The organism is Stenotrophomonas sp. STEN020, assembly GCF_056760195.1.
Map to the genome: position 1 here is coordinate 37,003 of NZ_JBRREI010000003.1, position 14,407 is coordinate 51,409.

The 14,407-nt window shown below is 63.9% G+C and carries 13 protein-coding genes; 7 read left to right on the forward strand and 6 right to left on the reverse strand.

Annotated elements, in window-relative coordinates:
- Window positions 1–96: 96 nt before the first annotated feature.
- Window positions 97–477 (forward strand): aspartate 1-decarboxylase, encoded by a 381-nt coding sequence (panD, locus tag ACVOLZ_RS02210; protein ID WP_282268181.1) that lies wholly within the window; start codon window positions 97–99, stop codon window positions 475–477.
- The gene (pgi, locus tag ACVOLZ_RS02215; RefSeq protein ID WP_481514882.1) at window positions 474–1,985 is read left to right on the forward strand and encodes a glucose-6-phosphate isomerase; all 1,512 of its coding nucleotides are present in this window, start codon (window positions 474–476) and stop codon (window positions 1,983–1,985) included. Before panD ends, pgi begins: the two co-directional genes overlap by 4 nt.
- Window positions 1,986–2,165: 180 nt before the next feature.
- Here the strand turns inward: pgi and ACVOLZ_RS02220 are convergent, their stop codons facing one another.
- The gene (locus ACVOLZ_RS02220) at window positions 2,166–2,732 is read right to left on the reverse strand and encodes a response regulator transcription factor (RefSeq protein ID WP_481514883.1); all 567 of its coding nucleotides are present in this window, start codon (window positions 2,730–2,732) and stop codon (window positions 2,166–2,168) included.
- Complete coding sequence (locus tag ACVOLZ_RS02225) at window positions 2,729–3,955, reverse strand: ATP-binding protein (RefSeq protein ID WP_481514884.1); 1,227 nt, start codon at window positions 3,953–3,955, stop codon at window positions 2,729–2,731. The genes ACVOLZ_RS02220 and ACVOLZ_RS02225 overlap by 4 nt, the downstream gene beginning before the upstream one ends.
- An 82-nt stretch (window positions 3,956–4,037) precedes the next feature.
- On the opposite strand from ACVOLZ_RS02225, the gene ispG reads away from it, so the two are divergent.
- The 3 genes from ispG to ACVOLZ_RS02240 all read left to right on the forward strand — a co-directional run bounded on the left by ispG (window position 4,038) and on the right by ACVOLZ_RS02240 (window position 6,937).
- Window positions 4,038–5,303 (forward strand): flavodoxin-dependent (E)-4-hydroxy-3-methylbut-2-enyl-diphosphate synthase, encoded by a 1,266-nt coding sequence (gene ispG / locus ACVOLZ_RS02230; RefSeq protein ID WP_481514885.1) that lies wholly within the window; start codon window positions 4,038–4,040, stop codon window positions 5,301–5,303.
- Entirely contained in the window at window positions 5,284–5,973 is a 690-nt protein-coding gene (locus ACVOLZ_RS02235) for a phosphatase PAP2 family protein (RefSeq protein WP_481514886.1), read from the forward strand. The genes ispG and ACVOLZ_RS02235 overlap by 20 nt, the downstream gene beginning before the upstream one ends.
- Before the next feature lie 316 nt (window positions 5,974–6,289).
- Window positions 6,290–6,937: a response regulator gene (locus ACVOLZ_RS02240; RefSeq protein ID WP_481514887.1), complete on the forward strand. Its 648-nt coding sequence runs from the start codon at window positions 6,290–6,292 to the stop codon at window positions 6,935–6,937.
- A gap of 400 nt (window positions 6,938–7,337) precedes the next feature.
- Here the strand turns inward: ACVOLZ_RS02240 and rne are convergent, their stop codons facing one another.
- A complete protein-coding gene (gene rne, locus ACVOLZ_RS02245; protein WP_481514888.1) occupies window positions 7,338–10,571 on the reverse strand; it encodes a ribonuclease E in 3,234 nt (1,077 codons plus the stop codon).
- Between the two features lie 410 nt (window positions 10,572–10,981).
- On the opposite strand from rne, the gene ACVOLZ_RS02250 reads away from it, so the two are divergent.
- Window positions 10,982–11,953, forward strand: coding sequence for an RluA family pseudouridine synthase (locus ACVOLZ_RS02250; RefSeq protein ID WP_481514889.1), 972 nt, complete (start codon window positions 10,982–10,984; stop codon window positions 11,951–11,953).
- Between the two features lie 161 nt (window positions 11,954–12,114).
- Here the strand turns inward: ACVOLZ_RS02250 and zupT are convergent, their stop codons facing one another.
- From zupT to ACVOLZ_RS02265, 3 genes are read right to left on the reverse strand one after another with little or no spacing between them, the layout of a single operon-like run.
- A complete protein-coding gene (zupT, locus tag ACVOLZ_RS02255) occupies window positions 12,115–12,924 on the reverse strand; it encodes a zinc transporter ZupT (protein WP_481514890.1) in 810 nt (269 codons plus the stop codon).
- Window positions 12,925–12,944: 20 nt separating this feature from the next.
- Window positions 12,945–13,361, reverse strand: coding sequence for an energy transducer TonB (locus ACVOLZ_RS02260; RefSeq protein ID WP_481513709.1), 417 nt, complete (start codon window positions 13,359–13,361; stop codon window positions 12,945–12,947).
- 1 nt (window position 13,362) lies between these two features.
- Window positions 13,363–13,710, reverse strand: a complete 348-nt coding sequence (locus tag ACVOLZ_RS02265) for a 4a-hydroxytetrahydrobiopterin dehydratase (protein WP_481514891.1) — start codon at window positions 13,708–13,710, stop codon at window positions 13,363–13,365.
- An 88-nt stretch (window positions 13,711–13,798) separates the two neighbouring features.
- Here ACVOLZ_RS02265 and ACVOLZ_RS02270 point away from each other — a divergent pair, with 88 nt between their 5' ends.
- A complete protein-coding gene (locus ACVOLZ_RS02270) occupies window positions 13,799–14,398 on the forward strand; it encodes an NfuA family Fe-S biogenesis protein (protein ID WP_481513707.1) in 600 nt (199 codons plus the stop codon).
- Window positions 14,399–14,407 lie beyond the last annotated feature (9 nt).

Sequence of the window (14,407 nt, forward strand, 5' to 3'; positions counted from 1 at the left end):
CCGCGCGGGCGTCGCTGGAAAGGTCATGTTGCGGTGCGGGCAGGGGCGCGCGCCGGTGCTAGACTGCGCCCTTTCTCACGCAGTTTCGGCATTGTCATGCAACTCTCCCTGCTCAAGACCAAGATTCACCGCGCTACCGTCACCCATTCGGAGCTGAACTACGAAGGCTCCATCGCGATTGACGACAACCTGTTGCAGGCGACCGGCATCCGCGAATTCGAACAGGTGCACATCTGGGACGTGACCAACGGTGCCCGGTTCACCACCTATGCACTGCGCGCAGAAGCCGGCAGTGGCGTGATCTCGCTCAACGGCGGCGCTGCGCGCCACGTGCAGGTGGGCGACATCATCATCATCGCTGCCTTCGCCGGCATGAGCGAAGAAGAAGCCAGCACGTTCAAGCCCAAGCTTGTCTACGTTGACGGCGACAACCGCATTTCCCACACCAACGACAGCATCCCCACACAGGCCGCATGATCACAAACAACGGATTCGACGTTTTGCACGCCCACGCCCAGCGTCTGCAGGGCACCGGCATTCCCTCGCTGATGGCCGCTGAGCCTGACCGGGTGCAGCGCCTGGCGCTGAAAGTCGGTCCGTTGTATGTGAACTTCGCGCGGCAGAAATACGACCGCGCGGCCTTGGATGCCTTGCTGGAACTGGCCGCCGCGCGCGATGTAGCCGGCGGTTTCCAGCGCCTGTTCGCTGGCCAGAAAATCAACCACACCGAAGATCGCGCGGTGCTGCACAGCGCGTTGCGCGGCGATGCCAGCGATGCGCCGGTTGCAATGGCTGCGCGCGCTGAAGCGGTGGCGGTGCAGGCGCAGATGGGCGCCTTGATCAAGGCGCTGGAAGCCAGCAACGTCACCGACATCGTCAGTGTCGGTATCGGTGGTTCGGACCTGGGCCCGCGTCTGGTTGCCGATGCTTTGCGTCCGGCATCCAGCGCGCGTTTCCGCGTGCATTTCGTTTCCAACGTCGACGGCGCGGCAATGCAGCGCACCTTGGCGACGCTGGACCCGGCGACCACCGCCGGCATCCTGATTTCCAAGACCTTCGGAACCCAGGAAACCCTGCTCAACGGCCGCATCCTCTGTGATTGGCTGGGTGGCAGCGAACGTCTATACGCCGTCAGTGCCAACCCCGAGCGTGCCGCCAAGGCCTTCGACATCGCCGCCGAGCGCGTGCTGCCGATGTGGGACTGGGTAGGCGGTCGTTACTCGCTGTGGTCGGCGGTGGGCTTCCCGATTGCCTTGGCGATTGGTTTCGAACGCTTCGGGCAGCTGCTGGAAGGCGCTGCGCAGATGGACGCGCATGCGGCCAGTGCACCGCTGGCAAGCAATCTCCCGGTGCTGCACGCACTGACCGATATCTGGAATCGCAACGTGCTGGGCTACGCCACCCATGCAGTGATGACCTACGACCAGCGCATGGCGCTGTTACCGGCCTATCTGCAGCAGCTGGTGATGGAGAGCCTGGGCAAGCGGGTCAAGCGCGACGGCAGCCCGGTCGACGGTGACACGGTGTCGGTGTGGTGGGGCGGTGCGGGCACCGACGTGCAGCACAGCTTCTTCCAGGCCCTGCACCAGGGCACCAGCATCGTGCCGGCCGATTTCATCGGCTGCGTGCGCAATGATGATCCCTACGAGATCAATCATCAGGCCTTGCTGGCCAACCTGCTGGCGCAGACCGAAGCCTTGGCCAACGGTCAGGACAGCGAAGATCCGCATCGCCAGTATCCGGGCGGCCGCCCGAGCACGATGATCCTGCTGGATGCGCTGACTCCGCAGTCGCTGGGTGCCCTGATCGCCATGTACGAACACGCGGTGTACGTGCAGTCCTTGATCTGGGACATCAATGCCTTCGATCAGTTCGGTGTTGAACTGGGCAAGCAGCTGGCCAGCCAGTTGTTGCCGGCGGTGCAGGGCGAGGCAGTGGAGATTGCCGACCCGATGACCCGGGAGTTGTTGGCGCGCCTGCGCTGACAGTGGGTTGTTGTTTGAAGAAAAAGCCGCGCAGAGATGCGCGGCTTTTTTTGTTCCCTCCCTTTGCCGAAGGCAAGGGGAGGGTTGGGGAGGGGTGGTTTTTTGTTGTTCGAGCGAACGTCAGAAGCTGCCCTCACCCCAACCCCTCTCCCGCAGGCGGGAGAGGGGCTTCAAGCGGTGTTACCTGTTCGGGTCCCGCTCCGGGCTGGGCCGCTTGGTCAGCTTGCGCTGCAGCGAGCGCCGATGCATGCCGAGCAAGCGCGCGGCGGCGGAGACATTACCGCCCGTCTCATGCAGTGCCTGCTGGATGTGCTCCCATTGCAGGCGGCTGATCGGCGTCATCGCATCCGGGGGCTCGACATCTTCTGGCTCTTCTCCGGCTTCGTCATCTTCGCCCAAGGCGCGCAGGATCATCTGCACGGTTGCTGGCTTTGGCAGATAGTCATCCGCGCCCAACTTGATCGCTTCCACTGCGGTAGCGATGGAGGCATAGCCGGTGACCAGCAGGATGCGCATGTCCGGGCGCAGCTCGCGCAGCGGCTGGATCAGATTCAAGCCGGATTCGCTGCCCAGCTTGAGGTCGATCAGCGCGAACGCTGGCGGTGTCTGCGTGGCCAGCTGCATGGCGCTGGAGATGTCGGTGGCAGTGATTGCTTCGATGCCGCGGCGGGCCAGGGTGCGCTGCAGGGTGCGCAGGTAGAGCGGGTCGTCATCGACCAGCAGGCCGTGGGTGGCAGCAGCATTCATGGACTTACCTCGATGTTGTTCAACGGCAGACGAAAGCCGACGCGTGCACCCTGGCCTTCGGCCGGGCGCATCCACAATTCGCCGTGCAGACGCTCAATGGTGGCATGCGACAGCGCCAGACCGACACCCATGCCGTTACTTTTGCCGCTGTTGAACAAGGTGCCGGGCAGGGCCGCGTCGTTGGCGTTGAATCCCGGGCCGTAGTCGCGGACCTCGCCGTAAAGCTGGCCTTCGTGGATGCGGATGTCCAGGTCGATCTGCGGGCGCCCTGCGTGTTCGCCGGCATCGGCGGCATTGTTCAACAGCACCTGCAGCAGATGACCAATGCCGGGGTCCAGCTTCAGATGCAGCGGTGCGTCCGGATTGCGGCGTAACTGGATGGTCGGGCGTACCAGTCGCCATTGTTCGAGCACGCTGGCTATGGATACCGGCGCGCGGCTGCCTGCGCCCTCGGCTGGTGCTGCCAGGGCCAGCACCTTCTCCCTGCACTGCACCAGCAACTCACGCAGGGTTTCCAGATCGTCACGCATTTCCGGGGTTGCGGCGCCTTGCTCGACGATGTCGTCGGTGAGCAGGGTCATGGTCGCCAGCGGCGTGTTCAGTTCATGGGCGACAGAGGCGGCATGCGTGGCCAAGGCAACAATGCCTTCGTTGCGGACGAAGCGCTCGCGCAGCATCGCCAGCTGATTCTCACGCTCACGAAGCGCCGCCGCCAGACGCGTGGAGAACACCAGGACCACCACGCTGGACAGCAGGAAGTTGGCAGCTGCGCCCCATAGGTGCAGGCTCATCGTGTCGAAGTAGCCGCCCTTCAGTGGCAGCCCGAACACGGCGCTCAGCGCATAGCCGCCGACGCAGGCCGCAGCTACCGCATGGGTCCAGCGCAGCGGCAGTGCCAATGCGGCCAGTGCGATCAGGATCAGGAACAGCGAGCCGAACGGATTGGCGATGCCGCCACTCCAGCCCACCATCCAGGTCAGTACCGTGACATCGACCAGGATGTGGCCGAAGGCGGTGACGGGCGCTGGGTCGGTGTCATGCACGCGCAGCTGCACGTACAGGTTGAACAAGGCCAGCACGGCGACGCCGGCCCACAGCGGCTCCTGCGGTAGTTCCAGCCCCAACAGCCAGGTGGCGACAAGGATGGTTGCGGCCTGGCCGGCGGTGGCCAGCCAGCGCAGGCTGCACAGCGTGCGCAGAAAAGAGGTGTCTCGGGTTTCCATGGCGTAATCGTATGCTGTCGCGGTGGCTACCACGCAATCCAAGGTTCATGCCGTACGGGCGGCTGGCGCGCTAAAATGGGCAATGCATGACGCCGTGACCCGCCCAACACCGCCCACCGACGCTACCGCGTGGCCCCGCCGCATCACCCAGTCCGTCGCTATCGGCGGGGTAAAGGTGGGCGGAGGTAATCCCGTGGTGGTGCAGTCGATGACCAATACCGATACTGCCGATGTGGCTGCCAGCGTCAAGCAGGTGGCTGAACTCTGGCGCGCGGGCTCGGAGATGGTGCGACTGACCGTCAACAATCCCGAATCGGCCGCGGCCATTCCGCGCATCGTCGAGAAGCTGGCGATGATGGGCATCGAGGTGCCGCTGATCGGCGACTTCCATTACAACGGCCATCAGCTGCTGACCGGCGAGCCGGCCTGCGCCGAGGCGCTGGCCAAGTACCGCATCAATCCGGGCAATGTCGGCTTCGGCAAGAAGAAAGACACCCAGTTCGCGCAGCTGATCGAGTTCGCCATCAAGTACAACAAGCCGGTGCGCATCGGTGCCAACTGGGGCTCGTTGGACCAGGCGCTTGCCGCCAAGCTGATGGACGAGAACAGCCAGCGTTCGCAGCCCTGGGATGCCGGCCGCGTGCTGCGCGAGGCCTTGATCCGCTCGGCGCTGGATTCGGCCGAGACCGCGGTTGAGCTGGGCCTGCCGCGCGATCGCATCGTGCTGTCGGCCAAGGTCAGCGGCGTGCAGGAATTGATCGCCGTCTACCGCGATCTGGCGCTGCGCTCGGATTTCGCATTGCACCTTGGCCTGACCGAGGCCGGCATCGGCAGCAAGGGCATCGTGGCTTCGTCGGCGGCGCTGGCGGTGCTGATGCAGGAAGGTATCGGCGACACGATTCGTATCTCGCTGACGCCCGAGCCGGGCCAGTCGCGCACGCAGGAAGTCATCGTTGCCCAGGAGTTGCTGCAAACCACCGGTCAGCGCGCTTTCACGCCGATGGTCACCGCCTGCCCGGGCTGCGGCCGTACCACCTCCGAGTTCTTCCAGGAGCTGGCCAAGGTGGTGCAGAACCACGTGCGCGAAAAGATGCCGGTGTGGCGCGTCAGTCATCCCGGTGCGGAAAACATGACGCTTGCGGTGATGGGTTGCATCGTCAACGGTCCGGGCGAATCGCGTCACGCCAATATCGGCATTTCGCTGCCGGGTACCGGCGAAACCCCCGCGGCGCCGGTATTCGTCGACGGCGAGAAGAAAGTCACCTTGCGCGGTGAGAACATCGCCCACGAGTTCGTCGCCTTGATTGATGACTATGTCGAGACCCGGTATGCCCGAAGCTCCGGTTGATTCCCGGAGCGAAGCTGCCGGTCTGCGTCGCTGGCTCGCCCACAATACGTGGCGGCTGGTGGTGTTGTTCATCGGTGTGCTGCTGCCGCTGGCCGGCTTCGTGGCCCTGGCCGACGAGATCCATGAGGCTGAAGCCTTCCATTTCGACGCGGTCCTGCTGCTGCGCATGCATGCGATGGCCACGGCCGGCCTGAATGGCTTCTTTGTGCTGATGTCCAAGCTTGGCTATCAGTGGGGCGTCATCCCCTTGGACATCGTGATTGTGGCGGTGTTGCTGGTGCGGCGGCGCTGGCGCAAGGCCGCATTCGCGGCAACGGCATTCATCGGCTCGGCGCTGTTGAACCTGGGCAGCAAGCAGATCTTCCAGCGCGAGCGCCCGAGCCTGTGGGAATCGATCGCCCCCGAAAGCACCTTCAGCTTCCCCAGCGGGCATGCGATGGGCTCGATGACGCTGGCATTGACCCTCGTGTTTTTGACCTGGCGCACACGCTGGCGCTGGCCGGTGGTAGCGGTTGTCAGTGGTTTTGTCGTCTCGGTCGGGCTGTCACGGGTCTACCTGGGGGTGCATTACCCCTCGGACATCCTCGGCGGCTGGTGTGCCGCAACGATCTGGGTAACAGGCGTGTATATGGTGATGTTCCGCCGACGCTGGTCCTTGCCCGCGCCCTGAGGTGCACTGCAATTGGTAGTGTCCAAAAGGTAAGAGAAGTCCTAAGTCATTGGACGAATTGACCTGATGGATACAGTATTGGCTGCGACGGCATAGTGAGCTCGCCAGCCGCAGGCGCATAAATCGCATCATCCTGATGCTCAAAACTACAGATACATTTCCTGCGAGCGGGTGTCCGATAGAGCCCAGTTGGGCCACTTCTGCTTGATAATACACATGGCCTTGCCATGAGGGACGGGGGAGGGCCGTCGCCTCGCATGCTCGGATTTTGCCGCGCCCAAGGCTTCAACTGTCACCTCGCCGCGAGGAATCCTTCATGACCATCAGCGTTTTTCTTATCGATGACCACGCACTTGTGCGCACGGGCATTCGGATGATTCTTTCGGGGCAAACCGGGATAGAAGTCGTAGGAGAAGCGGACAGCGGCGACGTCGCGCTGCCGCAGATCCGCCGCCTGAAGCCGGACGTCGTACTGTGTGACCTGCATCTGCCGGGCCTCAGTGGACTGGAGATCACCGAGCGCATCGTCAAGGGCGATCACGGCACCAAGGTAATCATCGTTTCCGTGCTGGAAGATGGGCCGATGCCCAAGCGCTTGCTGGAAGCGGGTGCTTCCGGTTACGTGGGCAAGGGTGGGGACTCGAAAGAGCTGATCCGTGCCGTACATGACGTTGCCATCGGCAAGCGTTATCTGGCCACCAGCATTGCGCAGAATCTGGCGCTGTCCAATCTGGAGGGCGGCGCATCGCCGTTCGACCTGCTCTCGCCGCGTGAACTGGAAGTGGCTTTGTTGCTGATCCAGGGGCACCGCCAGGAAGAAATCGCCCGCCGCTTGAGCCTCAGTGCCAAGACCGTGAACACTCATAAGGCGCGCTTGTTCCAGAAGCTGGGCGTGCAGGACAACATCGCCCTGGCCAGGCTTGCCGCGCAGTACGGCGTGGGTGATCCCAGCAAGGCGATTTGAGGGGGAGGGGCGGGCTTCTGGCTGGCATTGCTCAGTACAACAGGGCCCTCCAACTGAAGTTGAATCAAACAGAGCGCAGCGGCAACGTTGCGCTCTGTTTGTTTGTACGCGGTGTGCTTATGTCATGGACAGGTCGAACGTTGGCGAAGCGGCTGATGTAGCAGCCCAGCGATTATCTGTAGGAGCGGCGTGTGTCCGTAGGAGCGACGTGAGCCGCGAAGCTGACGGTGCGTGGGCCCTTGGCACCTGTGCCACCTGATGATGTGCGTGCTTCGCGGCTCACGCCGCTCCTACAAAAAATCCAACAAGAAATCCAAATCATGGTCAGGGCGTTTACGTGATCCAGAAACGCAGAAAGCGGCCCTGGGGCCGCTTTCTGCTTTTACACAAGCTGGACGGATCAGCCGTTGCGCGGCTGGTCGTTGTCCTGCTTCTCGGCCTCAGCTTCGGTCGCGAAGCTGTCGGCATGCACGGCCGGAGCTGCGACGACAACAGGCGTCGGTGCAGCGGCCGGTGCTGGTGCTGCGGTCTCGACGACCGGCGTTACAGCGCTTTCCTCAACAACCGCGGTCGGGGCGAACAGCTGCCCGTTTTCCGGTGCTGCGGGTTCCGGTGCTGCAACTACGGCCGGTTCCGGCTGCAGTGTGCTGACCGGGGGCGGCACTTCGCTGATCGGTGCAACAGCTGCGGCCTGCTCGATCGTCGCAGCGGCAACTGCCGGTGCACTGACAATCGCCGGAGCAGCGACAGGCGCTTCGACCACGACCGCAGCCGGGGCTGCGATGACGGCTTCGGCAACTGTTTCCACCGGAGCGGCGATAGCTTGCTCGGCCTTGACCACTGCCGGTTCGGCGGCAGCTGCCACTTCGACGGGAGCGGCTGCTACCGGTGCGGCCACTTCGATAACGGCTGCTTCGACAGCAAGCACTTCGACATCAGCGGCAGGTGCTGCGGCAACAACTGCAACAACGGCTGCAGCAGCTTGTACCGGTGCAGCAACAGCCGGTTTGGCTGCTACTGGTGCGGAAACCGGAGCGGCCGGGGTTGCAGGCTCGTCATCGAACTCGAACTCTGGCTGGCTGCTGGCGGGCTTGGCCGGGGCTTCATTGATTTCGCCATCGGCGTCATCAAAACCGTCCAGGCCGTCCTCGTCACCGCCCAGGTTTTCGCCACCGGCGGCGCCTTCGCCATTGCCGCGACGACGACGGCGACCGCCGCGACGACCGCGACGACGACGACCACCGGCTTCACCGGCAGCTTCTTCGCCTGCGACCGGATTGCCGTTTTCATCGACGACCACGGCCACGGCCACTGCGGGCTGCTCTTCGGACACGGCCGCCGGCTTGGCGATCTCGGCAGCCAGGTTGTTTTCCTTCACCACTGCATCGGTGCTGACAACGGCTTCGTTGGCAACAATTGCTGCTGCGGCAACGACCGGCGCTGCGACGACCGGTGCAGCTACGCGAGCGGCTTCCGGCTGTGCCTGCTGCTGGCGTGCGGGCTTCTCACCCTGCACATTCTGCTGCTGGGCCTGCTTGTCGGTGTCCTGCTGCGGCTTGGGCTGCTTCGGTTGCTTGGGCTGCTTGGCCTGCTGCTGCTCGTTGTTGCGCTGCTGCTTGGGCTGCTGCTGTGCCTGCTCACCGCGCGGCTGCTCGTTGCGCTGCTTGGGCTGCTGCTGGGCGTTGTTCTGCGCCTGCGGCTGGGCCTGCTGCTGCGGCTTGTCAGCGTTCTGGCGGCGATCTTCGCGGCGCTGCTCGTCACGGCGGTTGCCGTTGGCGTTGCCACCGGTATTTGCATTGCCGTTGCCACCGCGACCCTGCTGGCCGTTGCGGCCATCACGGCGCTGGTTGCCGCGCTCGTTGCGGTTGTTGCGGCCGTTGTCCTGGCGCTGCGGCTGGGCCGGCTGTGCGGCCGGAGCCGGTTCGCCGCCGAACACTCGCTTGAGCCAGCCCATCACGCCGCCAGCGGCGGGCGCGACAGGTGCAGCAACCGGTGCCGGTGCCGGGGCGGCTTCGACGACTTCACGGATCGGCGCAGGCTGGCTGTGCTTGACGTGGGTCACGGCCGGTGCCGGAATGTTCAGCTGTGCCTTGGTCAGTGCATGCACCGGCAGCTTGCGCGGGGTGCCGCGCTGGTAGCTGGGCTTGCTCGACTCTTCACCCAGCTCGTTGTCGCGCAGGCGCGTGACTTCGTAATGTGGGGTGTGCAGCTGCTCATCGGCAACGATGACGATGGGGGCGTCGTGGCGCTGCTCGATTTCACGCAGGGCGCTGCGCTTCTCGTTGAGCAGGTAGTTGGCGATCTCGACCGGGGCCTGGACCAGCACCTGTCCGGTGTTTTCCTTCATCGCATGCTCTTCGGCAACGCGGATGATGGACAGCGACAGCGACTCGATGCTGCGCATGCGGCCCTGGCCGTCACAACGCGGGCAGACGATCTGGCTGGACTCGCCCAGGCTCGGACGCAGGCGCTGGCGGCTCATTTCCATCAGGCCGAAGCGCGAGATGCGGCCCAGCTGGACGCGGGCGCGGTCGTACTTCAGTGCATTCTGCAGGCGGTTTTCGACTTCGCGCTGGTGCTTGCTGGAGGACATGTCGATGAAGTCGATGACCACCAGGCCGCCCAGATCGCGCAGGCGCAGCTGGCGGGCGACTTCCTCGGCCGCTTCCAGATTGGTCTGGAAGGCGGTGTCTTCGATGTCGCTGCCCTTGGTGGAGCGGGCCGAGTTGACGTCGACCGCGGTCAGCGCTTCGGTCTGGTCAACCACGATCGAGCCGCCGGACGGCAGGCGCACGTTGCGCTCGTAGATCGCCTCGATCTGCGATTCGATCTGGAAGCGGTTGAACAGCGGGATGTCGTCTTTGTAATGCTTGAGCTTGCGCAGGGTCTGCGGCATCACCTGCTGCATGAAGTCGCGTGCGGTCTCGTACAGCTCTTCGGTGTCGACCAGGATCTCGCCTACGTCCGAACGCAGGTAGTCGCGCAGGGCGCGCACGATCAGGCGCGATTCCTGGTAGATCAGGAACGGGGCCGGCTTGGTCAGTGCGGCTTCGGCGATCGAGCGCCAGACCTGCAACAGGTAGTCCAGATCCCACTGCAGCTCTTCGGCATCGCGGCCGACGCCGGCGGTGCGGATGATCACGCCCATGTCTTCGGGGATGTTCAGCTTGTCCAGCGCTTCCTTCAGGGCGGCGCGGTCTTCACCCTCGATGCGACGGGACACGCCGCCAGCTGAGGGAGAGTTGGGCATCAGCACCATGTAGCGGCCGGCCAGGGAGATGAAGGTGGTCAGGGCGGCGCCCTTGTTGCCACGCTCTTCCTTGTCGACCTGTACGACGATTTCCTGGCCTTCGCGCAGGAGTTCCTTGATGCTGGCCTTGTGGTGGTCCACGCCGGCCTGGAAGTAATCGCGGGAGATTTCCTTCAGCGGCAGGAAGCCGTGGCGGTCACCGCCGTACTCGACAAAGGCAGCCTCGAGCGATGGCTCGAGACGGGTGATACGTCCCTTGTAGATGTTGGACTTCTTCTGTTCCTTGGACGGTTGCTCGATGTCGATGTCGTACAGGTTTTGCCCGTCGACGATGGCCACGCGCAGTTCTTCAGCCTGCGTGGCATTGATCAGCATTCGCTTCATTGTGCGTTCCTCGCGCGCTGCTACCGCGCGGAACGCCATGGGGTTTCGCCTCTGGACACGGTTCGCCGCCCATTCGCGCAGGCGCGGGCAGGGCGGCTTGGGTTTCCAGCGCTACGACACCACGGCAGGCCGCGGGAGCGCTTCTTTCTTGTTTTAGGTGTTTCAGGGCCGGCGGCCGCCCGCGGCCGTAGCCGATGGCGTCGCGCGGGACATGGGTTTCGTCCAGCTCGGATGCTTTTTGGCATCCGGCGATGGCCGGGAACGCCGACGAGCCGCTAACATGGCCGCCCCGGGGGCGGTGGCCGCGCACTGTGCCGGATTCGTAGGGAGCGGGGCTTCTGGCCCTGACCAACTTCCAACGAAATCAAACCCTTATATCGCCCCCCGAGTGTAGCAGAATAAATAGGCCGATGACTGATTCCGACAAGCCCCAAGCACCGCCTGCCGCCAAGAGCAGCGTGCGCATGATCAAAGTGCCCGAAGACAGGGCAGGACAGCGACTGGACAACTTCTTGTTGGGTCAGCTGAAGGGCGCGCCACGCAGCCTGGTCTATAAATTGGTCCGCAGCGGCCAGGTCCGTGTGAACGGTGGCCGGGCCAAGGCCGACCGCAAGCTGGACGGCGGTGAAGAGGTGCGTATCCCGCCGGTCAATCTCAATGAGATTGGAGACAAGGCGCCGCCGCCGAGCAGCTTCCTGCAGCGTATGGAAGAGGCCATCGTCTTCGAGGACGCCAAGCTGTTGGTGATCAACAAGCCTACCGGCGTGGCCAGTCACGGTGGCAGCGGTATCAGCCACGGTGCGATCGAGACGATGCGTGCGCTGCGGCCGAACATGAACCTGGAACTGGTGCACCGGCTGGACCGGGACACCTCCGGTCTGCTGATCCTCGCCAAGAAGCGTTCGGCCCTGGTCGAGCTACAGGCCTTGCTGCGTGAAGACCATGGCGGCATCCAGAAGCGCTACCTGACCTTGCTGGCCGGGCGCATGCCCGACGGCGTGATGAGTGTGGACGCACCGCTGCACGTCGGCCTGCGCCAGGGTGGCGAGCGCCATGTGCAGGTGAATGCGATCGGCAAGCCGTCGCTGAGTCATTTCAAGGTATTGGAACGTCGCGGCGGGCAGTCCTACTGCGAAGTCAGGATCGAAACCGGTCGCACCCATCAGATTCGCGTGCATGCCCAGCACATCGGTCATCCGGTGGCTGGAGACGACAAATACGGCGATCCTGCAGTCAACAAGCGCTTTCGTGAGCAGATCGGGCTGAAGCGCCTGTTTCTGCACGCCGCGTCGTTGGAGTTCGCGCTGGATGGCGGCAAGACACCTTATGTATTGAATGCGCCGCTGCCGCCGGATCTGGTGGAAGCGCTGAACAGGCTTTAGAGCGGGGAATTGGGAGTGGGGAATGGGGAGTCGCCAAAGCGGCGGTTCCCCAAGGTTGGCGTATTGGAATTGTTAACGTTGGGTTGGTGTCTCGATTAGCGCGCAATGCATGCTTTTGCGATTCCCGATTCCCGATTCCCGATTCCCGATTCCCGGCCGTCCTACCACTTGAACAGCACCAGACTCACCGCAATCGTCGCCATGCCGATCACCAGCCCGTAAACGGTCTCGTGGCCTTGGGCGTAGCGCTTGGCGGCCGGCAACAGTTCATCCAGTGCCAGAAACACCATGATGCCGGCGATCAGCCCGAACACCGCGCCGAAGGTGGCCGGGGACAGGGCGTCGGCCAGAATGAAGTAGCCAATGGCCGCGCCGACCGGCTCGGCCAGGCCCGACAGCAGGCTGGCACCGAAAGCGTAGGACTTGCGGCCGGTGGCCAGATACACCGGCACGGCGATGGCGATGCCTTCGGGGATGTTGTGGATGGCGATGGCGAAAGCCAGCGGCAGGCCGACCGAGGGACTTTCCAGGGTGGCGAAGAAGGTCGCCAGGCCTTCGGGGAAATTGTGCGCGGTGATGGCGATCGCACTGAGCAGACCGACCCGGCGGATCTGTTTGTGGCTGTGGTCGTGGAAGGCCGGGTCCTGCTTGTCCAGGCTGTCGTGCGGGTTCGGGACCAGATGGTCGATCAACACCACCAGCAGCACACCGCCAAGGAACCACAAGGTGCCGTAGGTATAGCCGAGGCGGTCGCCATAAGCCTGGGCAAATGAACCGATCGACTTGTTCAGGATCTCCGACAGCGAGACGTAGACCATCGCGCCACCGGCAAAGGCCAACCCGAACGCCAGCAGACGCGGGTTTGGGCGTTTGGAGAACAGCACCAGTAGGCTGCCGACGGCGGTGGCCAGGCCGGCAGCGAAGGTCAGGCTGAACGCAAGCCAGAGGTTTTCAGTGGAGATCGCATGCATGCGTGCAGGCCGTTGCCGGCTCAGCCGCCGCGGCGCGCGCGTTCTTCAATGGCGAAGCACTCGTTCGGCTTCGGGTCCGGCGGGTTGAAGCTGACCGGTACCTGGATGGTGGTAGGCACCGGCTGGCCGTTGCGGGTGGCTGGATTGAACTTCCACTCGCGCACGCGGCGCGCGGCGGAGTCGTCCAGCTGACTGTTGCCGCTACTGGTAACCAACGAGACCTCGGTAGGCGTGCCCTGCGGACCAACTACCACGCGCAGCACGCTCTTGCCGCCGACGCCGGTGCAGGCCAGTTCGGCCGGGTAGTCTGGTGGCGGGGTCTGTACGGCGGCCACTTCGGTAGGGGCGATCACCGGTGCGTCCGGTTGGTTGGAGGAGTTGCAGGCGCTCAGTGCAGCCACGGTACCCATTGCAGCGAACAGCAGACGCAGTTTCATGTCATTGCTCCGTTAATGCGGATGCCTTGGCGGCACAGATGAAGTCGTTTTCGCTCAGGCCGCCCACATCGTGGGTGGAAAAGCGCACAACGGCACGGTCGTAGTGCACGCCCAGGTCGGGGTGGTGGTCTTCGCGATGCGCAACCCAAGCCAAGGCGTTCACGAACGCCATGGTGCCGTGGTAGTTGTCAAAGCGGAATGTACGGGTCAGGGCCTGGCCGTTCTCGGCCAGCTCCCAGCCCGGGACCTGCGGCAGCAGCTCGGCAACGCGGGCCTGGCTGAGGCGATATTCGCTGCCCCGGCGCGGGCTGCAGTGCGCTTGTGCCAGCGGGATGAGATCAGGGGCCATGCATACCTCCATAACAGGTGACTGAACTGTGCCGCCGTTGGAATCACTGTCCCATCGGTGGCAACCAAGACACGGCTAGAATACCCGCATGATCCAGATCTCAGATACCGCCCAAACGCATTTCCGCAAGTTGATCGAACGTGAGGCCGTGCCCGGAATGGGCGTGCGCCTGAGCGCGATGGACCCGGGAACCCCGAGCGCCGACGCGCGCCTTGAATTTGCCGAGCCGGCTGACCTGCTCGGCGATGAGTGGGCCGTGGACTGCGATGGTTTCACTTTGTATATCGCCGCCACCAGCGTGGCGTGGTTGGACGGCGCCGAGATCGACATCGTTACCCAGGCTGCCGGTACCCAGCAGCTGACCATCAAGGCACCCAAGATCAAGGGAGAAGCCCCGGGTGATGCGGCGTCCATCGTCGAGCGTGTGCGTTGGGTGATTGAAAACGAAATCAATCCGCAGCTGGCCTCGCATGGCGGCCGCGTCGCAGTACAGGAAGTGTCGGCCGACGGCGTGGTGTTGCTGCGCTTCGGTGGTGGCTGCCACGGCTGTGGCATGGCCGATGTGACCTTGAAGCAGGGGATCGAGAAGACCTTGATGGGCCGGGTGCCGGGCATCACCGCTGTGCGTGACGCCACCGACCACGAAACCGGTCAGGCCCCGTATATTCCGCGCGACGGCGCGGGCTGAGCCGCCAAC